Genomic DNA, 21,369 nt, shown 5'->3' with positions numbered 1-21,369 from the left:
CTTGGTTCATCTCACACCACGGTGCTCGCTGGCCGGGTGGGCGCGGGCCGGGACAGGCCGAGATGCTCACGCAGGGTCGTGCCCTCATAGGCGGTGCGGAACAGACCGCGCTGCTGCAACCGGGGTACCACCATCCGCACGACGTCCTCGAACGAGCCGGGCATATGCGTGGCCGCCAGGACGAAACCGTCACAGGCCTCGCCGTGGAACCACTCGGCCATCTGGTCGGCGACCTGTTCGCCGGTGCCGACGAACCGCGGCCCCTGTAGCAGCGTGGCGCGGTGGCCCGCCAGATCTCGCACGGTGACGGTGCCACCGATGTGGGTGCGCAGATTCTGCACCAGACCGCGGATACCCGAGACCGAGGCGATCAGCTCGTCGGTGACCGGGTCGTCCAGATCGTGTTGCGCGAAGTCGTAGTTCATCAACTCCGAGAGCAATGTCAGCGACGCCATCGGATGGACCAAGTCCTCGAGCAGCATCGCCTCACGTTCCCTGGCGTGCTGCTCGGACTCGCCGACCACCGCGTAGGCCATCGGGCAGATGCGTACCGAGGCAGGATCGCGGCCCGCGTCGGCGATCCGGGCCTTCTGGTCGGCGTAATGCGTGCGGGCCACTTCCAGGCCGGGGTCGCCGGTGAAGATCAATTCGGCCCAGCGCGAAGCGAATTCGCGGCCGCGACCGGACGAGCCCGCCTGGATGATCACCGGTCGGCCCTGCGGTGTGCGCGGCACGGTCAGCGGTCCGCGCGCGGAGAAGAAGCGCCCCTCGTGCCGCAGTTCGTGCACCTTGGCCGGATCGGCGAAGTAGCCCGCGGCGCGGTCGTGCACGATCGCGCCGTCGTCCCAGGTGTCCCACAGGCCGGAGACCACCTCGAGGAATTCGTCGGCGCGGTCGTAGCGCTCGTCGTGCCCGAGGTGGGCGTCCACGCCGAAGTTCTGGGCCTCGCTGTCGTTGACCGAGGTCACCACGTTCCACGCGGCCCGGCCCGCGGAGAGGTGATCGAGGGTCGCGAAGGTGCGCGCGACGTGGAAGGGCGCGTAGTACGTCGTGGAATACGTCGCACCCAAGCCGATGTGGGAGGTGCTCTGCGCCAGGACGCCGAGGACCACCCCCAGGTCCAGCTTCACCGGGCGCGCGCCGGTGCGCACCGCTTCCTCGACCGAGCCGCCGTAGATGCCGGGCATGGCCAGCCGGTCGTCGAAGAACATCAGGTCGAAACAGCCCTCCTCCAGCTGCCGCCCGACCTTCGCGTAGTACGACGCGTCCAGATAGCCGTGCTCGGTGGCCGGGTGCCGCCAGGACCCCGAGTAGACCGAGGTGTTGCCCGCCTGCATGAACGCGACCAACGTCATCCGGTCGCCGTGCCTCATCGCCATAATTGGAATGTAACATCTGACATATCAGATTTCAAACCTGGTACCTCTGGCCTGTTAAGCTTCGCGAATGGCAACCGACATCGCCGGGACCGTTCGCGAACGAGCGGCCCGAGAGCTGCGCGATCGCATCCTCACCGGGGCTCTGCCCGCGGGCACGCGGATCGACCTGGACGCCATCACCGACGAATTCGCCACCAGCCGTACGCCGGTGCGGGAAGCGCTGCTGGAACTGTCCTACGAAGGTCTGGTCCGCGTCGCGCCGCGCAGTGGGATCACGGTGATCGGGATCAGCCCGGCCGACATCATGGACAGCTTCACCATCCTGGGCGTCCTGACCGGACAGGCCGCGGCCTGGGCCGCGCAGCGCGCGAGCACCCCCGAGCTGGCGCACCTGCGCGAACTTGCCGCCGATGTCGCGTCCCGTTCCGGTGACGACTCCATCGGCGAAGCCAACTGGCGGTTCCACCAGGAAGTCCACCGGGCCGCGCACTCGCCGCGCCTGCTGACCCAGATCAAACAGGCTGTGCGGGTGGTTCCCTCGAACTTCTTGCGGCTGTTCCCCGAGCACGAACAGCACTCGCTCGACGATCACGATCAGCTCATCGACGCGCTCGGCGAGCGTGACGCAGTGCGGGCCAGGGCGATCGCCGAACGGCATGTGCTGGACGCGGGCCGGTCGCTCACCGAGTGGCTGGAGCAGAACGCCGGCGAGGCTGGGCAGTAGGCGACGAGTCCCACCTCGAACGTCCCGCGCCGGCCGGGCCGGTCAGCGTACCGAGGGGATACCCGCAGCGCCCCGCGCGGCCGCGAGTGAGGCTGCGTTGCTGCGGAATCCCTCGATCACCGGCACGGTGTCGGTCTCGGTCTCGGTCGCGGCCAGCGCGCGCTGCTTGAACGCCCGCGCGGCGGTGCTGAGGCGATGGCTCATCACGTCGACGCGGCGCTCGAACTCCGCGGGCAGTTGGCCCCACAGCACGATTTCGATCAGGTCGTGTTCCAGGCAGTTCAGGACGCCGTCGCGCACCCGGTTGTCGGATCGGAGCAGATCCGGTGCGACGGCCAGTGCGTCGGGCCAGGTGTGGTGCACCGGAACGGCAAGGGGTCCTTCGAGTTCGAGCACGCTCGCGCCGAGGATCTGCAACGGCAGCAGGTCGGTGACATCGGCGAGAACGGCGTTCACGTCCCAGCCTGCCATGGAGCGGTCGAACAGCCATCCGCCGGCGTGGGTGACCACTTCGCGGGCGTCGGTCGCCAGTACCGCCAGCCGGTACCGCAGCGTGTGTCGGTGCGCGTAGGCCCACCAGTCGACGATCGGTCCTGCGCCCTGGGCAACATCCACGAACAGTCCATTCCGAGAGATCGAAGCGCTTTTCAGCAGTCGTACTACAACTCCACCGGCCCTGCGGCGGGAAATCGGGAAGCTGTACGAACGGACAAATCTGGACGGTCGACCTGGTATGCGTCGAGCGGAGCGGCCGCCCCACTGGGAGAGAATGACATTTCCGAAAAATAGAATGAAACTCTTGACCGAGGGTTCGGTCCGGTGTTAAGCCTGTCTTCGAGACATGTGCCACGAGGGCTGTGATGCCGAAGGGGATGCGCGATGACGCTGCGATCGGTTCTGGACGAAATACGTGAGCGACCCGGAAAAGGTGAGGTCATCCCGATCATCGACCCGGTGACCGAGGAGCAGATCACCGAGTTCACCGACTGTGGGCCCGAGGCGGTGGACGAGGCGGTGACTCGGGCTCGGACCTCGTTCGAGGCCGGGGTCTGGCAGGGCCTGTCAGGCCGGGAGCGGGCCAAGATCATGTGGCGCATCGCCGATCTCATGGACGCGAACGCGCAAGAGCTGGCAGAGCTCGACTCGCTCAATACGGGAATGCCGCTCGCGCAAGCACAGATGATCGTTCCCACGTGCGCCGAGTTCTTTCGCTATTACGCGGGCTGGTGTACCAAACTCAACGGCTCGGCGTACGAGGTGCAGATGACCGGTGGCGTGTCCGGCGCCTACGCCGACATGCACGCCTACACCCTCAAAGAGCCCTACGGCGTGGTCGGCCTGATCTTCCCGTGGAACGGCCCGGTGTTCAACGCCTGCGCGAAGCTGGCCCCCGCGCTGGCCGCCGGTTGCAGCAGTGTGGTGAAACCCGCTGAGGAGACGCCGCTGTCGGCACTGCTGCTGGATCGGCTGATCGCCGAGGCCGGCGTGCCCGAGGGGGTGGTGAACCTGCTGACCGGTTACGGGCACACCGCGGGCGCCGCGATCACGGCGCATCCCGATGTCGAGAAGGTGGCCTTCACCGGCTCCACCGAAGTCGGCAAGCAGATCGTGCAGGCCTCGGCGGGCAACCTCAAGAAGGTGATGCTCGAGCTCGGTGGCAAGTCGCCGGTGCTGATCTTCGACGACGCCGATCTGGACATGGCGGTGCTGATGGCGGCGATGGGCATCTTCGTGCACTCGGGCCAGGGCTGTGTCTGCGGTTCCCGGATCTTCGTCCAGCGCGGGGTGTACGAGCGCGTCGTCGAGGGCATCGCGACCGTGGCGAACAACCTCAAGCTGGGCGGCCCGAAGGAAGATGGCAGCATGATCGGGCCGCTGATCAGCGCCAAGCAGCTGAACCGCGTCATGGGCTATATCGACGAGGGCAAGTCCGACGGGGTCGACGTGATCACCGGCGGGCATCGCCTCGACCGCAGTGGCTATTTCGTCCATCCCACCGTGCTCACCAATGTCGATCCCGCGACGAGCAGGCTCTACCGCGAGGAGATCTTCGGGCCGGTGGTGACGGTGCTCCCGTTCGACGACGAGGACGAGGCGGTGGCGCTGGCCAACGACACCTCCTACGGCCTGGCGGCCACGGCATGGACCACGAATCTCAGCCGTGCGCACCGGCTGGCCAAGCGGTTGCAGGCGGGCACGGTGTCCTTGAACTGCCAGCTGGTGTTCGATCACGGGGTGCCCTTCGGTGGCTACAAGCAGTCGGGTTGGGGTCACGAGTTCGGGCGCGAAGGCGTCGAGGCGTACATGAAGACGAAGTCGGTCTGGGCTCAGCTCTGAACGGGTGACGAGAAGCGGCGGCGGGTATCCCGGCCGCCGCTTCTCGCGTTACGCGTCAGTCCACGAACAGGTCGCGCGTCGGGTGCGCGCCACCGCCGTAGCGGGACAGGTCGTCGATCCCGGCGAACCGCGTGACCGCTTCCGTGTCGAGGAAGCACCGGCCGGTGACGACGCGCGCGGGCTGGGTGGTGATCGCCACGGCGGCGTCGGCCATGATCCGGGGGCTGCGGGCCGACGCGAGCTGGTCGGCGCCGTCCTCGAGTGCCGCGACGGCCGAGGTGGCGATGAACGTCTGCGGCCACAGACAGTTGAATCCGATTCCGGCATCGCCGAATTCGGTCGCCCATCCCTGACTCAGCAGCGTCATGGCGTACTTGGACTGGGTGTAGACGGGGTGCGCGCCGAGCCAATGCGGAGCGAGATTGACCGGGGGCGAGATGCTCAGCACGTGCGGGTTCGGCGACGTGCGCAGGTGTGGCAGGCAGGCCTTGGTGAGCAGGAACGTGCCGCGCACGTTGATGTCGTGCAGCAGGTCGAAGCGCTTGATCGTGAGTGCCTCGGTGCGCTCGGTGGCGATGGCGCCCGCGTTGTTCACGCACACGTCGATGCCGCCGAACCGCTCGATCGCGACGGCCACGGCGCGGGCCACATCGTCTTCCCTGCGGACATCGCCGACGACGGCGGCGGCCCGGCCACCTGCTGCTTCGACCTCGGCCGCGGCGGTGTGCACGGTGCCGGGCAGCCGCGGATGCGGCGCGTCGGTCTTGGCCAGCAGAACGACGTTGGCGCCCTGCTCGGCGGCGGCGACGGCGATCGCCGCGCCGATGCCCCGGCTGGCGCCGGAGACGAGGACGGTGCGGTCGCGCAGCAGGTGTTCCAGGTCGGGCATCATATTCTCCAGAGTTGGTATTGGTGTTCTCCAATTATGGAAGTAGCATATTCATTCACAGCGACCCATTTGGAGGAACCGTGCGTATCGGCGTGATGATCGGCCCGGAGCGGGGTGACTCCGGGCGCAAGCTCGAGCGCATGCTGCGCGATATCGCCTGGGCGGAGTCGGCGGGACTCGACACCGCCTGGATCCCGCAGATTCCCACCGACTTCGACGCGCTCATCACCGTCGCGGCGATGGGACTGGCCACCTCGCGGATCGAACTGGGCACGGCCGTCGTCCCGTTGCAGGCGCAGCATCCGGTCGCGCTGGCTCGCCAGGCACTCTCGGCGCACGCGGCGGCGGGCGGCAGGCTCGCGCTCGGGGTCGGGCCGTCGCACCACTGGATCGTGCGTGACATGCTCGGCCTGCCGTACGAGAAGCCGGCGGCCTACACCCGCGACTATCTCGAGGTGCTCGCGGCCGGTCTCACCGGCAGTGGATCGGTCGATGTCGAGAACGACACCTTCGCGGTGCACAATCCGTTGGATCTCGGCCCGGTCGCCCCGGTGCCGGTGCTTGTCGCCGCGCTGGGGCCGGTGATGCTGCGGATCGCGGGGGAGCAGGCCGACGGCACAGTCCTCTGGATGGCCGACGAACGCGCGATCGCCGAGCACGTGGTCCCGCGGATCACCAAGGCCGCCGCCGACGCGGGCAGGCCCGCGCCGCGCGTGGTCGCCGGATTGCCGGTGTGCCTGTGCGCGCCGGGGCAGGTCGACGAGGCGCGCGAGCGGGCGAATCGCATTCTCGGCGAGGCGGAGGTCTCGCCCAACTATCAGCGGCTGCTCGACCAGGGTGACGCGAGCACCATCGGCGATCTGTGCCTGGCAGGCGACGAGGACGCCATCGCGGCGGGCTTGCGTCGCTACGCCGAGGCGGGCGCGACCGACATCTCGGTGCGGCTGCTGCCGATCGGCGACGACCGCGATGCGCTGATCGCCTCCAAGCAGCGGACCAGGACGATGATCGCCGAGCTGGCCGCGCAGCTGCGCGGCTGACGACCCCGGTGGCGCCCGGAGCCGTTGTCCTGGGCGCCACCGGAACTCACTCGTAGTCGACGGTCAGGTCGGTGGAGTCGGGGACGGCCTGGCAGGTCAGGACGTAGCCGTCGGCGACCTCGTCGTCGGCCAGCGCGTTGTTCTGGCGCATGGTCGCCCGGCCCGCGGTCACCTTGGCGATGCAGGTCGCGCAGTTGCCCTGTTCGCAGGAGAACGGCGGGGTGAGACCACCGCGCCGGGCGCTCTCCAGCAGCGTTTCCCCCTCTTTGTGGGGCACCGACCGCCTCTTGCCGTTCAGGATCACCGTAACGGTTCCACCCGAATCCGGTGCTGCCGCAGGGACTGTCGGCGCGGTGCTCGCCGCGACAGGCGTGCGGAAGCGCTCACTGAACACCGCACCGGGTCCGGGGAGTGCGCGCTCCACCAGTTCCATGAACGCCTCGGGCCCGCAGATGTAGTGATCGCCGGGCGCGTCCGCGCCGACGAAGGCGCGGACGGTCGCGGCATCGAGATATCCGCGCTCGCTGTCGAGGTGGCGGACCACCTCGAGCCGGTCCGGGTAGCGGGCGACCAGGTCGGTGAGGGCGCCCGCGAACAGCATCGATGCCCGGTCGCGGTCCGCGCACAGGAGCCGGACCCGGCGGGTGGTGCTCGCCAGCGCCGCCTTGGTGAGCGACAGGATCGGGGTGATACCGCTGCCGCCGCTGAAGCCGAGCAGCGCGACCTCGGTGTCGCGCAGGCAGAACCGGCCCGCGGCCGTGGACAGCTCCACCTCGTCGCCCTCGGCGAGGGTGTCGAGCAGCCAATTCGACACGGCGCCGCCGGGCACGCGCTTGACCGTGGTCATCAGCTCGGTATCGGTCTCCGGCGCGCTGGACATCGAGTACGAGCGGAACAGTTCGGCGCCGTCCACGGTGACCCGGAACGTGCAGAACTGCCCCGCCCGGTAGCTCAGCGGTCCGTCGTGCGGGGCGAGCACGAAGGTCCGCGCGTCCGGGCTCTCGGCCACCACCCGGGTCACGGTCGCTCGCAGATATGAAGAGAGTGTCGCCATGGACCGCGTCCTCCTGGTATGAAGATTCTATCGAAATGAGAATAGTATTCTCTCTCATGAGACGGGAACCTTCCAAGATGGCCGATACCGTGCCCAGCGCGCTCGTATTCGAGGATCGGGCCTACACCGCTGACGAACTCGGCGCTCTCGCGGCCGGCCTGGGCGGCGAGCTCACGGCCCGGGGTGTCCGGATGGGGGACCGGGTGGCGCTGATGTCGTCGAATCGGCCCGAATTCGTCGTCGCGGTGCTGGCCGTGTGGCGGATCGGCGCCTGCGTCGTCCTGATCAGTCCGGCCTGGAAACAAGACGAGGTCGCGCACGCCGTGGCGCTCACCGCACCGGTCGCCGCGCTCGGCGACAGCCCGGTCCTCGGCGACCTGCTGCCGATGCGTCACCTCGACGACCCGATCGCCGCCTCGGAAGATAGTGCGGCCGAACCGGATCCGGCCGCGGACGCCGTCCTGGTGTTCAGCTCCGGTACGACCGGGATGCCGAAAGCGGTACGGCACACCCACGGTTCGCTCGCGGTGGCGGTGCGGCAGTGGACCGAGGTCCTCGGCCTCACCGGTGCCGACCGGATCCAGATCGCCACCCCGCCCTCGCACATCCTGGGCCTGCTCAATATCGTCACCGCTCTGCGGGCCGGCGCCTGGATGCGGCTGCATCGGCGCTTCGACCTGAACACCATGCTGTCCTGCGTCCAGGACGACCGGATCACCATCGAGATGGCCGTCGCGCCGATCGCGATCGCCCTCGCCGCCCACCCCGAACTCGAACGCTACGACCTGAGTTCACTGCGTTACATCATGTGGGGCGCCACCCCGGTGACGGCGAGCATCGCCGAAACGGTGACCGTGCGGACGGGTGTGCCGTGGCTGCCCGCCTACGGCGCCAGCGAGCTGCCGGTCATCGCGTGCAATCCGCTTGTCGGCGCGCGGCTGGACTCGGTCGGCAAGGCCGCGCCGGGCGTCGAGATCCGGGTGGTGGACCTCGACACCGGAAAACCGCTGGCGGCGGGGGAGACCGGCGAGATCCAGTGCCGGTCGACCTCGACCATGGCGGGCTACCTGCCTGCCGAGGCCACCGCGGACGCCTTCGACGGCCCGTGGTACCGCACCGGCGATGTCGGGCACGTCGACGCCGACGGCTGGATCCGGATCACCGACCGGGCCAAGGAGATGATCAAGGTGCGCGGCTTCCAGGTCGCGCCCGCCGAGATCGAGGCGGTGCTGCACGACCATCCGCTGGTCGCCGACTGTGCGGTGTTCGGCACGCCCGACCCCTACGACGGGGAGGCGGTGGTGGCCGCGGTCGCCGTGCTCGACACCGTCGCCGCCGACGAGCTGATCACCCTGGTCGGTGACCGCCTGGCCTCCTACAAGCGGCCCCGGCGTGTCGTTTTCGTACCCGAGATCCCGCGCCTGCCCTCGGGCAAGGTGCTCCGCCGAGTCCTCGAGGAGCGTCATGGACGTCCGACTGACCAGTGAGCAGCGTCAGCTGCGTGATGCCGCCGCGCGGCTGGCCGACGACCTCGGACCCGGCTCGGTCGCCGATCTCGACGACGCGAACCGGCGGGAGCGACTCGAGAAGGCGGTCGATGTCGCGGGGTGGCGCAGCTTGCGCTCCGATGGGGCCTCCGGTGTCGAAGTCGCCTTGGTCGCCGAGGAATTCGCGCGGGGACTCATCGACGTGGCGTTCCTGGGGCCGGTCCTGGCCGATGACCTGCGCGGGGCCGCCGAGGGGCGATGGACGATCGGCGTCGACGGCCGCGCGGTCGATGCCGCGGGCCGCGACCGGGTGCTGCTGCTCGACGACCGGCAGCTCTACGCCGCCGAGGTCGGTGCCCGGCTGCCCGGCGCCGACCTCACCCGGACGGCCGCGGACATCGGCAGTGCGCGGGAACTGCTCGGCGAGCTGTCGCCCGAACAACTCGTCCAGTGGCGGGCACTGGCCGTCACCACGACCACCGCGGACCTGCTCGGCGCGGCCCGTGGCACACACCGGCTGGCGGTCGACTACGCGAAAGTTCGCGCGCAGTACGGCCACCCGATCGGCACCTATCAGGCAGTGGCGCATCTGCTGGCCGAGAGCCTGGCGCTGATCGAGGGGTCGATCAGCGTGCTGCGCTACGCCGCCTGGGCGGTGGACGAGCTGGCGCCCGCCGAGGCATTGCGCGCGGCGCGCGTCGCCAAGGTCTACACCGCGCGCGCCGCCCGCACCGTGTGCGAGACCTCGATCCAGGTGCACGGCGGCATCGGCAACACCTGGGATTGCCTGGCGCACGTCTACCTGCGCCGGGTGCTGACCTCGACCGAACTGTTCGCAACACGTCTGGAGGACATCGACCGTGGACTATCGTGATTCGCCGGACGAAGCCGCCTTCCGCGCCCGGTTGCGGGACTGGCTGGCCGGCGCGGCCGCGTCCTTCCCCTCCTCCGGCGACGAGTACTGGGCCCGCGCGGGGGACTGGCATCGGGCCCTGTACGGCGCGGGCTTCTTCGGCCTGTCCTGGCCGAAGGAATTCGGTGGACACGCGCTGGCACCGGTTTACGACGTCATCCTGGACGAAGAGCTGACCAGGGCCGGTGCGCCGGCCCGCCCCAGCCTCGGCTATCTGGTCCACGGACTGGGCAGGCACGCGAGTCCCGAACTGCAACAACGCTTTCTGCCCGGCATGATCGACGGCTCGCAGCGGTGGTGTCAGGGCTTCAGCGAGCCGGACGCGGGTTCGGATCTGGCCTCCCTGCGCACGACGGCCACCCGCGACGGCGACGACTACGTGCTGCACGGCCACAAGATCTGGACCAGCTACTCCGATGTCGCCGATTGGTGCCTGCTGCTCGCCCGCACCGACCCGGACGCCCCACGGCACAAAGGCATTTCGGGATTCATCGTCTCGATGCACCAGCCGGGGGTCGAGCAGCGGCCACTGCGGATGATCAGCGGGGTCACCCGCGAGTTCGGGCAGGTCCGGTTCGACGGCGCCCGGGTCCCCGCCGACCGGATGGTCGGCGCTCCCGGCGACGGCTGGAAGCTCGCCATGACGGTGGTCGGGCACGAACGTGAACCGGCCACACTGGGTTTCGCGGCCCGCTACGCGAAGACGGTGCGGCAGCTCGAGTCCCGGGTGGACGGCCGAGTCCCCGACGAACTCGCCTGGGCGGCGGTCGAATCGGAGATGCTGCGGCTGCACGTGCGCCGCAGGCTCTCCGAACAGCTCGACGGGCTCGTGCACGGACCGGACGGGTCCCTCGACAAGCTGCTGATGACCTGGGTGGAGCAGTCGGTCGGCCACGCGGCACTCGCGGTGGCGGGCACCGCCGCCGACGACATGTTCGGCAGCTACCTCTACAGCCGCGCCCAGAGCGTGATGGGCGGTACGTCGCAGATCCAGAAGAACATCATCGCCACGCGAATCCTCGAGCTAGGAGCCTGACATGTACGACCTGCCCTCCGAGATCCATGTCGAGGCCGACGGCCCGCTGCGGATCATCACCCTCAACCGGCCCGACGCGCTCAACGCCGTCGACGACGCACTGCACTCCGGCCTGGCCGCGCTGTGGCCCCGGCTCGCCGCCGACCGCTCTGCCAGGGCCGCGGTCCTCACCGGGGCGGGCGCGGCGTTCTCCGCCGGCGGGGACTTCGCCTACCTGGCCGAACTGGCCCGCGATCCCGAGCTGCGCGCGAAGACCATCGCGCACGGCCGCGAGATCGTGCTCGGCATGGTGCGGTGCCGGGTGCCGGTGATCGCCGCGGTGAACGGGCCCGCCGTCGGGCTCGGCTGCAGTCTGGTGGCGTTGAGCGATATCGCCTACATCGCCGAGGACGCCTACCTCAAGGACCCGCATGTGCAGGTCGGCCTGGTGGCCGCCGACGGCGGTCCGCTCAGCTGGCCGCTGCACACCAGTCTGCTGCTGGCCAAGGAATATGCCCTGACCGGCGCCAAGATCACTGCCGAACGGGCACGCGAGATGGGCCTGGTGAACCACGTGGTCGCCGATCCGCTCGCCGAGGCGATGGCCTGTGCCAAGCGGGTCGCCGAACTGCCCCAGCAGGCCGCGGAGAGCACCAAGCGGCTGCTGAATCTGCATCTCGAGCGGGCCGTGCTGGCCACGCTCGACTACGCGACCACCGCGGAGGACCTCTCGTTCCAGACCGAGGCCTTCCGCACGGTGATCACCCGCCTCACCGCCGGCAAGTAGCGCGGCCCAGCCCGCATCGGCATCGACAGGGAAGGGACCCGGAGGCATCCGGGTCCCTTACCTGTCGTGTGCCGCTAGCGCGGCGGGAAACGCAGCGCACCGTCGAGGCGGATGACTTCGCCGTTGAGATAGTCGTTCTCGACGATCGCGGTGGCCAGTTTGGCGTATTCGTCGGAGCGTCCCATCCGCTTGGGGAACGGCACCTGCGGACCCCAATACCCCTCGAGCTGGTCGGCCGCCTTGCCGTAGGCGGGGGTGTTGACGGTGCCGGGCGCGATGGTGACCACCCGGATGCCCAGGGGGGAGAGGTCGCGGGCGGCGACCAGGGTCATCGCGGCGACGCCACCCTTGGCGGCGGCGTAGGGGAGCTGCCCGATCTGGCCTTCGAACGCGGCGATGGAAGACGTGTTCACGATGACGCCGCGGGCGCCCTCGTCCAGCGGCTCGGTGGTCGCCATCGCCTCGGCGGACAGGCGGAGCACATTGAACACGGCGGTCAGATAGAACTCGATGGTGGTGCGGAAGCCCGCCAGCTCCAGTGGCGAGCCGTCCTTGCCGATGAGCCTGCCGCCCGTCGCGGGGCCACCATGGGTGTCGACCGAGATCCGCAGCGGTCCCAGCGATTGTGCCTCCGCGACCGCCGCGCGCACCGAATCCTCCTGGGTGGCATCGGTATGCACGTAGCGGATGCCGAGTTCGTCGACAAGCTCCTTGCCCTTGTCGTCGGCGACGTCGGCGACGACGACCTTCGCACCCGCGGCGTGCAGCCGCCGCACGGTCGCCTCGCCGAGGCCGCCGGTGCCGCCGACGACGAGTGCGGAACTTCCACTGATCTGCATAGCGCGATCCCTCCTTGTGAATATCAATCTCAATGAGCGAGAATACTATTCTCACAAGGACACGTCAGCCCCTTGCGGGCAATCCACCGAGGAGGCCCTCATGCCCGAAGCCGTCATCGTTTCCGCCCTGCGGACGCCGATCGGCACCGCCCGCAAGGGCACCTTGCGCGACACCACCGCCTTCGACCTCGCGCACCACGTGGTCGGCGCGGTCGCCGGGGAACTCGACACCGACCGAATCGATGACGTGATCCTCGGTGAGGGCCGTTACGGCGGCGGTGTTCTCGCGCGACATGCCGCCGTCACCGCCGGCCTGACCGCGGTGCCGGGCCTGGCCCAGAACCGGCACTGCGCCGCGGGGATGGCCGCCGTGCAGTCGGCGGCGGCGAGCATCAGGTCGGGGATGGACGAGCTGGTGATCGCCGGTGGCGTGAACAGTGATTCGACCGCACCGCGCGCGCGGTTCAAGGTCGGCGCGGACGAATGGATCGACCCGTGGGTCTCGCCCAGTCACCCCGACCGCCCGGACGCCCCGGCCCTCGACATGTCGATCACCGTCGGCTGGAATACCGCGGTGCGGGCCGGGCTCACCCGGGACGACCTGGACCGGTGGGCATTCCGCTCCCATCGCAACGCGATCACCGCCATCGACGAAGGCCTGTTCAAGGACGAGATCCTCCCCGTCGAGACCCCGCACGGGCTCTTCGACGTCGATGAGCATCCACGCCGCGACACCAGCCTGGAGCGGCTGGCCTCGCTGAAGGTGCTGCACCCCGAGATCGACGGCTTCTCGATCACCGCGGGCAACGCGTCCGGCGCCAATGACGGCGCCGCGGCGCTGGCGATCGCCTCCGATCGGCTCGGGCTGCCCGCGCTCGGCTACATCCGGGGCTGGGCGTCGGTCGGCGTCGACCCGGCCGACACCGGGCTGGCACCGATCGAGGCGATCACGAAAGCCGCTCGCCGGGCCGGGATCTCGCTCGGCTCGGTGCGGCTGATCGAGATCAACGAGGCGTTCACCTCGGTGCCGCTCGCGGCGATCCGGGCGCTGGACCTGAATCCGGAGATCGTGAACTACAGCGGCAGTGGCTGCTCGCTCGGCCATCCGGTGGCGGCGACCGGGGCCAGGATGATCGTCACCATGGTCCACGAATTGCGCCGTCGCGGCGGCGGATTCGGCATCGCCGCGCTGTGTGCCGGTGGCGGGATGGGATCGGCGACGGTGATCGAGGTGCCTACCGTCTGAGTGGTGCCGAGAGAAGGAGAACCGGCAGGTCGGTGGTGACCTGCCGGTTCTCGTGGTGTGTTCGAGGGAGCAACGCGGCCGCGGTGGGCCGGAGACTCAGGCGCGGGCGAACCCGTGCGCGCAGAAGTTCCAGACCTCGGTGGCCGTGATCGGATGCTGGGTCTCCTCGTCGACCGCGCCGGTGGACTGCGCGGTGAACATGACGGTCTGCATCACCATGGCCGCGGCACGGCGGGTGTTCATGTCGGCGGTGATCTCGCCCGCTTCCTTGGCGAGGTCCATCAGCTCGGTGAACAGGGCCAGCACCGGCGCGTGCGCGACCTTGACGTGCCCGGGGTGGGACACGAGCAGTTGCGGCGCGAAATCGGTGAACAGCGGGCGCTGGGCCGCGGGATCGGGACGGCACAGCTCGAACAGCAATTCGACGGTGACCTGGAGCTTGTCCATCGGGTCGGTCTGCCCGTCGGCGGCCGCGCGCAGCTGCTCGGACGTGCGTGCCAGCGCGTCCTCGAACAGGGCGAGCAGCAGCTCGTGCTTGCCGTCGAACTGCAGATAGAAGCTGCGCAGCGACTGGCGGGAGCGGTCGACGACCTCCTGCACGGTGAAGTCGGTACTGCCCTTTTCCGTGATGATGGCCTGCGCGGCGTCGAGGAACCGCTGTACCCGCTCCTCGGCGCGCAGTGTCGCCGTGCGTAGCGATCGTTCGACCGCGCGCTGTTTCCAGGCCGGCTTCTCGCTCGGGCTGGTCACGGGCACCTCGATCCCCGGTCATGCGAAGAGAACATGAATGCACTGTACCGGAGAACCCCGTTTAACTGTGTAGCCATGTGCGGCATGTCGCAACATTCGAGAGACTGTTACTTCCAATCATGAGAATGTTATTCTCGTAAGATCGCATCCCGCCCGGCAAGGAGCATCGATTTGTACATCCGCTACGAAGTCGCCGATCGCATCGCGACGATCACCCTCGACCGGCCGGACGCCGCCAATGCCCAGAACGGTGAGCTGCTCGACGAGCTGGACGCCGCCTGGATGCGCGCCGCCGGATCGGCCGACGTCGCGGTCATCGTGCTCAGGGCCGAGGGCAAGCACTTCTCGGCCGGCCACGACCTGAAGGACAGGTCGTGGCCCGATCCGAGCTCGATCACCCTGGACCGGATCTACGAGCTGGAATCGCGCCGCTACCTGGAGTATTCGCTGCGGTGGCGCAATGTGCCCAAGCCGTCCGTCGCGGCGGTGCAGGGCCGGTGTATCGCGGGCGGGCTGCTGCTGTGCTGGCCGTGCGATCTGATCGTCGCCGCCGAGGACGCCCTCTTCTCCGATCCGGTGGTCCTGATGGGCATCGGTGGCGTCGAATACCACGGCCACACCTGGGAACTCGGTGCGCGCAAGGCCAAGGAGATCCTGTTCACCGGGCGACCGGTGACGGCCGAGGAGGCCGAGCGGGTCGGCATGGTGAACGTGGTCGTCCCGCGCGCCGATCTCGACGAGCACACCCGGCAGCTGGCCGCCCGGATCGCGGCCATGCCGGCGTTCGGTCTGCGGCAGGCCAAGCGGGCGGTCAATCAGACCCTGGATGTGCAGGGCTTCTACGCGGCTATCCAGTCGGTCTTCGACATCCATCAGACGGGACACGGAAACGCGTTGAGCGTCAACGGATATCCGATCCTGATCGACATGGACGAAATGAAAGCGAACATCAAGTGAGACAAGGAAGTTTCATGCGCACATCCCTGTTCCGCACCACTGCGGCCTGTTGCGGTCTCGTCCTGGCCACGGCGCTGACCGGCTGTGGCTCCGACGACGAGGCCGACGCGGCACCGTCCGCCGCCGCGACCAGCAGCGCCGCCCCGGCGACCGCCGACGCCGCCACTACGCAGGCCATCACCCAGGCTTACACGACCTTCTTCGACGGCTCCAAGCCGGCGACCGAGCGGGCCGCGCTGGTGCAGAGCGGCGATGCCTTCCTGGCGATCCTGCAGGCCCAGGCCCAGAATCCGCAGTCCTCGGGTACCTCGGTCACCGTGTCGACGGTGAAGGTCACCGGTGCCGACACCGCCGACGTCGGCTACACGCTGCTGATGGGCGGCAACCCGGTGCTGCCGGATCAGACCGGGCAGGCGGTGAAGCAGGGCGAGAGCTGGAAGGTCGCCGCGACCACGTTCTGCGCGCTGCTGGCCATCCAGGGCGGGACCTCGACGGCCTGCTGAGCGCGCGCGATCGCCCGGTACCGCAGCGGTACCGGGCGATCGTCGTGTGTGCGGCGGGTCAGAGCTCGGCGAACCGGGTGGCCGTGCCCGACAGCCGGATCGTCGCGCCCGCCTCCCTGGTGAGTTCCCGCGCGCTCCCGAGCAGGCCGTCCAGGACCAGGGACCGCCGGACATGGCGGTGCAGCGCGTGTTCGGCGGTGAAACCGATGCCGCCCAGCACCTGCTGGCAGTGCCGGGCCGCGGTGCGGGCGGCCTGTCCGGCCGCCGCTTTGGCCAGCAGGGCGGCAGGGGCGTGGTGCTCGGCGCGGGTGGGGTCGAGGGCGGCCTCGTCGGCGACGGTCAGTGCCGCCTCGGCGCCGTCGAGCGCCACCAGGGTCTCGGCGAGGCGATGCCGCACCGCCTGGAACGCGGCGAGTGGGCGGCCGAACTGAGCCCGGTCCAGTGCGTGCGTGCGGGCCAGCGTCAGCATGGCGTGCCCGGTGCCCAGCAGCCACCAGCCAAGCACGCGCCTGCCCTCGGCGAGCGGGCGCGCGGCCGGCGCGATGCCCGCCGCGGCGCGGTACAGCGGGAGCTCGCCGTCGATCGAATCACCCTGTCGTGCGGGCCGATCAGGGTCGGGGCGGTCCCACCGCACCCAGCGCCCGCCCGCGAAGGGCAGGACCGTGGTGTCCGTCCCGGCGGCGGCCAGTACGTCGAGGACCAGTGGCGCGTGCGCGCCGGTCTCACCGAGCAGCCGGAACACGACCGGACCGGTGAGTTCCGGTGCTGCCGTGTGGATCTCAGGCCAGCCGAGCTCGGCCAGCGCGGTGTCCAGCGCGTGGCCGGTGCGGCCGGACATGGCGTGGCGGAGCGAGCCGTTCAGCAGGGCGCGCTCGTCCGGGTCGAGCCCTGGACGTTCGGGCATGATCATTCCTTCCCGAGATCGAGGAGCCTGCGGGCGATGATGTTGCGCTGGATCTCGGCGGTGCCGCCGTAGATCGTCGCCGCCCGGGAGTAGAGGAACTCGGTGCGCCACGGGCCGTCGTCGAGCTCGACCGCACCCGGCAGGAGATCGCGCGCGAGGTCGAACAGTTGCTGTTCGGCGCCGGCGAGCAGCACCTTGTCGATCGAGGTCTCCGGGCCGAGCTGGGCGCCCTCGGCGAGGCGGCGCTGGGTGCCCAGCGACCGGCAGCGCGCGGTGTGCAGGGCGAGGTAGGCGGCGCCGAGCGCGTCGTCGTCCTGGTCGCCGACCTGCCCGATGACCCGGTCGAGGCGGGTGAACAGGTAGGCGATCCGGTGCCAGAAGCAGGTGGATCGTTCGTGTGGCAGCAGATCCATCGCGATCCGCCAGCCGTCGCCGGGCGCGCCCAGCATCCGATCGCCGGGAACCACCACATCGTCGAAGAACACCTCGGCGAACTCGTCGACGCCGTGCATGGTCCGCAAGGGGCGCACCGTGATTCCCGGTGTGTCCATGTCGACGAAGAACGCGGTGATCCCGTCGTGGCCCGGCCCGGTCCGGGTGAGCAGCACGCAGCGGGCCGCGTACTGCGCGAGACTGGTCCACACCTTCTGGCCGGAGATCACCCAGTCCCGGCCGCGTGGTGTCGCCGTGGTGCTGAGCGAGGCGAGATCGCTGCCGGAGCCGGGCTCGGAGAACCCCTGGCACCACTGTTCGCGGCCGGACAGGAGCAGCGGCACCATCCGCGCGGCCAGCGCGGGCGGCGCGTAGGAGATCATCGTCGGCGCCAGGACCTCGATCATCGACCAGATACCCGGCTCGGCCAGGTCGCGGGTCGCGACCTCCTCACCCAGGACCGCGCGCAGCGCGGCGGGTCCGCCGAGACCGCCGACCTCGGCGGGCCAGCCGTAACGCATCCAACCCGCGTCGAACAGCGCCCGCCGCACCCGCAGTAGCTGGGCGACGTGGCCGTCCAGGGATTCGTCGGGCGCGGGCGCCAGGTCGTTGGCGTCGAGCCACCCGCGCAGCCGGTTGCGGAACTCGGAGATCTCGTGCAGGACAGGCGCTTGCGGACCGGTGTCGACCGTCATGGCCGGGATCGCTCGAACGCGTGCGGGATCCCGGAATCATGGTCGCCGTTGCGGCGGATGAACGTCATACGCCGGGTTCGCAGCCGCCAGCCGTCGTCGGTGCGTACGAGCGTGTCGGTGTAGTAGCCGATGCGCAGGTCGTGGGTGCTGTGGTCGACGAAGCACAGCGGCTGCGTGCCGGTCGCCTTGTCACCGTCGATCTCCAGCGCCGGTGTCCCGGTGAGGAACAGCCCTTTCGGTGCGGCGGCGACGAGGTCGGGGAACAGGTCGAGGGTGTAGGTGTCGCCGAAGGCGCTGTAGGTGCCGTCGGGGGTGAACACCGCGAGCAGCCCGTCGATGTCGCCCTGCGTGATGGTCACCGCGTAGCGGGCGAGCACCTGCTGGATCTCGAGCAGGTCGTCACTTCTGGACATGAATTCTTCCGCCTTTCATCACAAATCGCACGTCCCTGGTGCAGGTGATGTCCGCCAGGGGATCACCGGGGACGGCGATGACATCGGCCAGCAGCCCCGGCGCCAGCCGTCCGCGGTCGGTGACGCCGATCAGCTCCGCGGCCCGCACGGTGGCCGCGCGGACCACGTCGATCGGTGCCAGGCCCCGCTCGACCAGGGCGACGAGTTCGTCGGCGTTGCGGCCGTGCGGAATCGCGGGCGCGTCGGTGCCCACCGCGATCCGGACGCCGGCCCGGTAGGCGGCCAGCACCGAGGTGCGGGCCTTGGGGAACATCTCGGCGGCCTTGGCCTGCAAGGCCGGATCGGCCTTGGAGACGTCCATGGCGTCGGCCAGCCGGGTGGTGGGTACCAGCCAGGTGCCGTGCTCGACCATCAGCGCGATGGTCTCGTCGTCGATGAGGAAGCCGTGCTCGATGCAGTCGATCCCGGCGGCCACCGCGTGCTTGACCGCGTCGGCGCCGTGCGTGTGCGCGGCGACCCGCAGTCCGCGACGATGGGCCTCGTCCACGATCGCGCGCAGTTCCTCGTCCGAATAGTGTTGTGCGCCGGGCGCTCCGGTGAGCGACATGACGCCGCCGGAGACACAGATCTTGATCAGCTGCGCGCCGTGCTTGATCTGGTAGCGCACCGCCTTACGGACCTCGTCGACGCCGTTGGCGATCCCTTCCTCGATCGTCAGCTGCAGCACGTCGGGGGCGAAGGCCGCGAACATGGTCGGGTCGAGGTGTCCGCCGGTCGGGGTGATCGCATGGCCCGCAGGCACGATGCGGGGTCCCTCGATCCAGCCCTCATCGATCGCCTTGCCCAGCGCGACATCGAGCAGATACCCGCCGGTCTTGACGAACAGGCCGAGGTTACGGACGGTGGTGAACCCGGCCCGAAGAGTGCGGCGGGCATTGCCCACCGCACGCAACACCCGCAGGGCCGGATCGTCTTTCACGCTGGAGGCGAGCCCGGTCTCCCCGCGCCCGCCCATCAGCAGATTGACTTCCATGTCCATCAGTCCGGGCAGCAGGACGAGGTCGCCGAGTTCGACGACCTCGCCCTCGACATCACCGCCGACACCGGTGATCCGGTCGTCCTCGACCCGCAGGATGCCCGGCCGGACGATCTCGCCGGTGTCGACATCGAGGAGACCGGCCGCTCGCAGCGTGCGCGTCGTCATCGGCTACACCACCGGTTCGCGCACGACATCCAGGTAGGCCGCACCCGAATCGGGCACCCGCGCCTGCTTCCAGACCTCGATCGGGAACGACACCATCACCAGCGACTGCAGCAGATGGAACAGGTGGCGGCCCTCCTCCGGCAGATCGTTCCACTCGTACTTGCCGTCGATGAAGTCCAGCGCGGGCTGCATGCGCGGGAACACCGCGTCGTAGAGTTCCTGCATCTGGTCCATCGACGAGGCCAGCCGCTTGGCGTAGCGCTCGGGTTCGGTCGCCAGGATCCAGTCGCCGAAGCGCTCCAGGTCGGCGAACTCGGCGGGCAGCGCCTTGGTCGAATCAGTGCTTGCCATCGCGGTACTCCTTGACGATCTTCTGGGCGGTGGTGTGCAGGTGGCGGAGCAGGATCTCCTGATCGTTGAGCGGGAAGTCGGTGACCTCGCGGGTGGCGATCATGGTCTGGGTGGCCTCGAGGGTGTTCGCGTCCTGCAGCGCGTACTCCTTGAAGGTGACCGCGGCCAGCTCCTGGGCGAGGCGCTCGCGCGCGTTCTTCGCGGGCACGAAGTACAGGTTCGCCTCGAAGATGTGGCGGTCCACCGCGGTCGGCCAGTAGTGGTAGGTCAGGAACCAGCCCGGCGCCCAGAACAGCAGGGAGAAGTTCGGGAAGATCTCGAATTCGTCCACGCCCCAGGCTTTGTGGCCTGCCGGGTTGAGGCCGGGCGGCAGCGGATCGAGGCCATCGATGTCGGGCCGGTCCCACGGCCCGAACAGACCGCTGCGCAGTTCGCGCTCGAGGGGCTTGACCATCATCGGGTCCTTCGGCGGCGCCATGCCGCCCCAGGAGGACACCATCGAGTGCGGCGCGTCGATCTCGTAGTGCAGTGCCTCGAAGCCGGTGCCGATGAGCTTGTCGGCCTCGTCCTTGACCGCCTGCTTCTGGTGCAGTACCGGCGCGTGGTAGAACTCGGCGAAGGCGTCGATGAACAGCTTCCAGTTCGAGCCGATCTCGGCCTTGTAGCTGTAGACCTCGCTCATCTCCGCGAACGGATAGCCTTCCAGGCCCTTCATCATCGGGCCCAGGTACTCGGTCAGCGGCGCCGCGGTCTCGTCGAGGTTGACGAAGACGAAGCCTTCCCAGATCTCGCAGCGCACCGGCTTGAGCCCGAACTCGCTCTTGTCCAGGTCGAAGAACTCGCCTTCCTGCTGGACGAAGGTCAGCTCGCCGTCGAGGCCGTACCGCCAGGCGTGGTACTTGCAGGTGAACTGCCGGCAGGTACCGGCGGTCTCCTCGTTGGGGTAGTCGTCCCAGACCAGCTTGTTGCCGCGGTGACGGCAGATGTTGTGGAAGGCGCGGACCACGCCTTCCTTGTCCTTGACGATGATCAGCGAAGTGCCGACGCAGGCGAGCTCTTTGGTGAAGTAACTGCCGACCTTGGGCAGCTTGTTCACCCGGCCGACATTGAGCCAGGTCCTGCGGAAGATCGCCTGGCGCTCGTCCTCGTAGAAGGCGGGGTCGATCGAATCCGTGTAGTCCACCGGGGCGGTGCCCAGCTCGGGATAGTTCTGCGTCCAGCTCCCTGCCGCCGGCTTGGTGAAGTGTGCCAAGGGACTCCCTCTCGTGAGAATATGATTCTCCAAAACTGACTACCAGATTTCCATGCAGGTCGGGCGCTGTCAAACGCGACTTCGGCCGCCCGGTGCGAGCGTCGAGTCGGCCGCCCCGGCCGACCTGGAAGATTCATACTCTCCGGAAACTCGATATTGATTATCCGATTCTGAGAAGATAGTTTCCGTTGCAGCGGG

Annotated in this window: 22 protein-coding genes; 10 read left to right on the top strand and 12 right to left on the bottom strand. The window is 69.0% G+C overall.

The genetic code is table 11. From position 1 onward, the window contains the following. Positions 1-11: 11 nt before the first annotated feature. Positions 12-1,379: an LLM class flavin-dependent oxidoreductase gene (locus tag ACFYWJ_RS24130; RefSeq protein WP_355278215.1), complete on the bottom strand. Its 1,368-nt coding sequence runs from the start codon at positions 1,377-1,379 to the stop codon at positions 12-14. A gap of 67 nt (positions 1,380-1,446) precedes the next feature. On the opposite strand from ACFYWJ_RS24130, the gene ACFYWJ_RS24125 reads away from it, so the two are divergent. Beyond that, positions 1,447-2,103 carry a GntR family transcriptional regulator gene (locus ACFYWJ_RS24125; RefSeq protein WP_355278213.1) on the top strand — a complete coding sequence of 219 codons (657 nt, stop codon included), beginning with the start codon at positions 1,447-1,449 and terminating at the stop codon, positions 2,101-2,103. Between the two features lie 42 nt (positions 2,104-2,145). Here the strand turns inward: ACFYWJ_RS24125 and ACFYWJ_RS24120 are convergent, their stop codons facing one another. Beyond that, positions 2,146-2,655, bottom strand: a complete 510-nt coding sequence (locus tag ACFYWJ_RS24120; protein ID WP_387162232.1) for a hypothetical protein — start codon at positions 2,653-2,655, stop codon at positions 2,146-2,148. 327 nt (positions 2,656-2,982) lie between these two features. On the opposite strand from ACFYWJ_RS24120, the gene ACFYWJ_RS24115 reads away from it, so the two are divergent. After that, on the top strand, positions 2,983-4,440 hold the full coding sequence (locus ACFYWJ_RS24115; protein ID WP_355278209.1) for an aldehyde dehydrogenase family protein: 1,458 nt from the start codon (positions 2,983-2,985) through the stop codon (positions 4,438-4,440). 55 nt (positions 4,441-4,495) lie between these two features. Here ACFYWJ_RS24115 and ACFYWJ_RS24110 read toward each other — a convergent pair whose 3' ends face one another. Further along, positions 4,496-5,329 carry an SDR family oxidoreductase gene (locus tag ACFYWJ_RS24110; protein WP_355278207.1) on the bottom strand — a complete coding sequence of 278 codons (834 nt, stop codon included), beginning with the start codon at positions 5,327-5,329 and terminating at the stop codon, positions 4,496-4,498. A gap of 80 nt (positions 5,330-5,409) precedes the next feature. Between ACFYWJ_RS24110 and ACFYWJ_RS24105 the strand changes: the two genes are divergently transcribed. Continuing rightward, the gene (locus ACFYWJ_RS24105; protein ID WP_355278204.1) at positions 5,410-6,369 is read left to right on the top strand and encodes an LLM class F420-dependent oxidoreductase; all 960 of its coding nucleotides are present in this window, start codon (positions 5,410-5,412) and stop codon (positions 6,367-6,369) included. Between the two features lie 46 nt (positions 6,370-6,415). On the opposite strand, the gene ACFYWJ_RS24100 is transcribed toward ACFYWJ_RS24105, so the two are convergent. After that, positions 6,416-7,423 carry a ferredoxin--NADP reductase gene (locus ACFYWJ_RS24100; RefSeq protein WP_355278202.1) on the bottom strand — a complete coding sequence of 336 codons (1,008 nt, stop codon included), beginning with the start codon at positions 7,421-7,423 and terminating at the stop codon, positions 6,416-6,418. Positions 7,424-7,479: 56 nt separating this feature from the next. On the opposite strand from ACFYWJ_RS24100, the gene ACFYWJ_RS24095 reads away from it, so the two are divergent. The 4 genes from ACFYWJ_RS24095 to ACFYWJ_RS24080 are packed head-to-tail and all read left to right on the top strand — an operon-like array spanning position 7,480 to position 11,625. Further along, the gene (locus ACFYWJ_RS24095) at positions 7,480-8,910 is read left to right on the top strand and encodes a class I adenylate-forming enzyme family protein (protein ID WP_387161832.1); all 1,431 of its coding nucleotides are present in this window, start codon (positions 7,480-7,482) and stop codon (positions 8,908-8,910) included. Further along, positions 8,888-9,784, top strand: a complete 897-nt coding sequence (locus ACFYWJ_RS24090) for an acyl-CoA dehydrogenase family protein (RefSeq protein ID WP_355278201.1) — start codon at positions 8,888-8,890, stop codon at positions 9,782-9,784. Before ACFYWJ_RS24095 ends, ACFYWJ_RS24090 begins: the two co-directional genes overlap by 23 nt. Next, positions 9,771-10,859: an acyl-CoA dehydrogenase family protein gene (locus tag ACFYWJ_RS24085; protein ID WP_355278199.1), complete on the top strand. Its 1,089-nt coding sequence runs from the start codon at positions 9,771-9,773 to the stop codon at positions 10,857-10,859. The genes ACFYWJ_RS24090 and ACFYWJ_RS24085 overlap by 14 nt, the downstream gene beginning before the upstream one ends. Before the next feature lies 1 nt (position 10,860). Further along, positions 10,861-11,625: an enoyl-CoA hydratase/isomerase family protein gene (locus ACFYWJ_RS24080; protein WP_355278196.1), complete on the top strand. Its 765-nt coding sequence runs from the start codon at positions 10,861-10,863 to the stop codon at positions 11,623-11,625. A 74-nt stretch (positions 11,626-11,699) separates the two neighbouring features. Here the strand turns inward: ACFYWJ_RS24080 and ACFYWJ_RS24075 are convergent, their stop codons facing one another. Continuing rightward, complete coding sequence (locus ACFYWJ_RS24075) at positions 11,700-12,464, bottom strand: SDR family NAD(P)-dependent oxidoreductase (protein WP_355278194.1); 765 nt, start codon at positions 12,462-12,464, stop codon at positions 11,700-11,702. A 100-nt stretch (positions 12,465-12,564) separates the two neighbouring features. Between ACFYWJ_RS24075 and ACFYWJ_RS24070 the strand changes: the two genes are divergently transcribed. Beyond that, on the top strand, positions 12,565-13,710 hold the full coding sequence (locus ACFYWJ_RS24070; protein WP_355278193.1) for a thiolase family protein: 1,146 nt from the start codon (positions 12,565-12,567) through the stop codon (positions 13,708-13,710). 96 nt (positions 13,711-13,806) lie between these two features. Here ACFYWJ_RS24070 and ACFYWJ_RS24065 read toward each other — a convergent pair whose 3' ends face one another. After that, positions 13,807-14,460 (bottom strand): TetR/AcrR family transcriptional regulator, encoded by a 654-nt coding sequence (locus ACFYWJ_RS24065; RefSeq protein ID WP_355278190.1) that lies wholly within the window; start codon positions 14,458-14,460, stop codon positions 13,807-13,809. Positions 14,461-14,631: 171 nt separating this feature from the next. Here ACFYWJ_RS24065 and ACFYWJ_RS24060 point away from each other — a divergent pair, with 171 nt between their 5' ends. Next, positions 14,632-15,417 (top strand): enoyl-CoA hydratase, encoded by a 786-nt coding sequence (locus tag ACFYWJ_RS24060; protein WP_355278188.1) that lies wholly within the window; start codon positions 14,632-14,634, stop codon positions 15,415-15,417. A gap of 14 nt (positions 15,418-15,431) precedes the next feature. Then, positions 15,432-15,920, top strand: coding sequence for a hypothetical protein (locus ACFYWJ_RS24055; protein WP_355278185.1), 489 nt, complete (start codon positions 15,432-15,434; stop codon positions 15,918-15,920). A 58-nt stretch (positions 15,921-15,978) separates the two neighbouring features. Here ACFYWJ_RS24055 and ACFYWJ_RS24050 read toward each other — a convergent pair whose 3' ends face one another. From ACFYWJ_RS24050 to ACFYWJ_RS24025, 6 genes are read right to left on the bottom strand one after another with little or no spacing between them, the layout of a single operon-like run. Next, on the bottom strand, positions 15,979-16,824 hold the full coding sequence (locus ACFYWJ_RS24050; protein ID WP_387161838.1) for an acyl-CoA dehydrogenase family protein: 846 nt from the start codon (positions 16,822-16,824) through the stop codon (positions 15,979-15,981). A gap of 2 nt (positions 16,825-16,826) precedes the next feature. Next, entirely contained in the window at positions 16,827-17,951 is a 1,125-nt protein-coding gene (locus tag ACFYWJ_RS24045; protein WP_355278182.1) for an acyl-CoA dehydrogenase family protein, read from the bottom strand. After that, the gene (locus ACFYWJ_RS24040) at positions 17,948-18,364 is read right to left on the bottom strand and encodes a nuclear transport factor 2 family protein (protein ID WP_355278180.1); all 417 of its coding nucleotides are present in this window, start codon (positions 18,362-18,364) and stop codon (positions 17,948-17,950) included. Before ACFYWJ_RS24040 ends, ACFYWJ_RS24045 begins: the two co-directional genes overlap by 4 nt. After that, positions 18,351-19,568 carry an amidohydrolase family protein gene (locus tag ACFYWJ_RS24035; protein ID WP_355278178.1) on the bottom strand — a complete coding sequence of 406 codons (1,218 nt, stop codon included), beginning with the start codon at positions 19,566-19,568 and terminating at the stop codon, positions 18,351-18,353. The genes ACFYWJ_RS24040 and ACFYWJ_RS24035 overlap by 14 nt, the downstream gene beginning before the upstream one ends. Before the next feature lie 3 nt (positions 19,569-19,571). Then, entirely contained in the window at positions 19,572-19,919 is a 348-nt protein-coding gene (locus ACFYWJ_RS24030) for a hypothetical protein (RefSeq protein ID WP_355278176.1), read from the bottom strand. Next, complete coding sequence (locus ACFYWJ_RS24025) at positions 19,906-21,171, bottom strand: aromatic ring-hydroxylating dioxygenase subunit alpha (RefSeq protein ID WP_355278173.1); 1,266 nt, start codon at positions 21,169-21,171, stop codon at positions 19,906-19,908. Before ACFYWJ_RS24025 ends, ACFYWJ_RS24030 begins: the two co-directional genes overlap by 14 nt. Between the last annotated feature and the right edge of the window lie 198 nt (positions 21,172-21,369).

The organism is Nocardia sp. NPDC003269 (assembly GCF_042888005.1).
Taxonomy (GTDB): Bacteria; Actinomycetota; Actinomycetes; order Mycobacteriales; family Mycobacteriaceae; genus Nocardia.
This window is presented reverse-complemented; position numbering and strand designations above follow the sequence as displayed.

Bases quoted from the DNA above. Each gene is read 5' to 3' on its own strand.
- ACFYWJ_RS24070 (WP_355278193.1), top strand. From the start codon at position 12,565: ATGCCCGAAGCCGTCATCGTTTCCGCCCTGCGGACGCCGATCGGCACC.
- ACFYWJ_RS24125 (WP_355278213.1), top strand. From the start codon at position 1,447: ATGGCAACCGACATCGCCGGGACCGTTCGCGAACGAGCGGCCCGAGAG.
- ACFYWJ_RS24130 (WP_355278215.1), bottom strand. From the start codon at position 1,379: ATGGCGATGAGGCACGGCGACCGGATGACGTTGGTCGCGTTCATGCAG.
- ACFYWJ_RS24100 (WP_355278202.1), bottom strand. From the start codon at position 7,423: ATGGCGACACTCTCTTCATATCTGCGAGCGACCGTGACCCGGGTGGTG.
- ACFYWJ_RS24055 (WP_355278185.1), top strand. From the start codon at position 15,432: ATGCGCACATCCCTGTTCCGCACCACTGCGGCCTGTTGCGGTCTCGTC.
- ACFYWJ_RS24050 (WP_387161838.1), bottom strand. From the start codon at position 16,824: ATGCCCGAACGTCCAGGGCTCGACCCGGACGAGCGCGCCCTGCTGAAC.
- ACFYWJ_RS24035 (WP_355278178.1), bottom strand. From the start codon at position 19,568: ATGACGACGCGCACGCTGCGAGCGGCCGGTCTCCTCGATGTCGACACC.
- ACFYWJ_RS24115 (WP_355278209.1), top strand. From the start codon at position 2,983: ATGACGCTGCGATCGGTTCTGGACGAAATACGTGAGCGACCCGGAAAA.
- ACFYWJ_RS24110 (WP_355278207.1), bottom strand. From the start codon at position 5,329: ATGCCCGACCTGGAACACCTGCTGCGCGACCGCACCGTCCTCGTCTCC.
- ACFYWJ_RS24075 (WP_355278194.1), bottom strand. From the start codon at position 12,464: ATGCAGATCAGTGGAAGTTCCGCACTCGTCGTCGGCGGCACCGGCGGC.
- ACFYWJ_RS24030 (WP_355278176.1), bottom strand. From the start codon at position 19,919: ATGGCAAGCACTGATTCGACCAAGGCGCTGCCCGCCGAGTTCGCCGAC.
- ACFYWJ_RS24095 (WP_387161832.1), top strand. From the start codon at position 7,480: ATGAGACGGGAACCTTCCAAGATGGCCGATACCGTGCCCAGCGCGCTC.
- ACFYWJ_RS24090 (WP_355278201.1), top strand. From the start codon at position 8,888: ATGGACGTCCGACTGACCAGTGAGCAGCGTCAGCTGCGTGATGCCGCC.
- ACFYWJ_RS24045 (WP_355278182.1), bottom strand. From the start codon at position 17,951: ATGACGGTCGACACCGGTCCGCAAGCGCCTGTCCTGCACGAGATCTCC.
- ACFYWJ_RS24080 (WP_355278196.1), top strand. From the start codon at position 10,861: ATGTACGACCTGCCCTCCGAGATCCATGTCGAGGCCGACGGCCCGCTG.
- ACFYWJ_RS24040 (WP_355278180.1), bottom strand. From the start codon at position 18,364: ATGTCCAGAAGTGACGACCTGCTCGAGATCCAGCAGGTGCTCGCCCGC.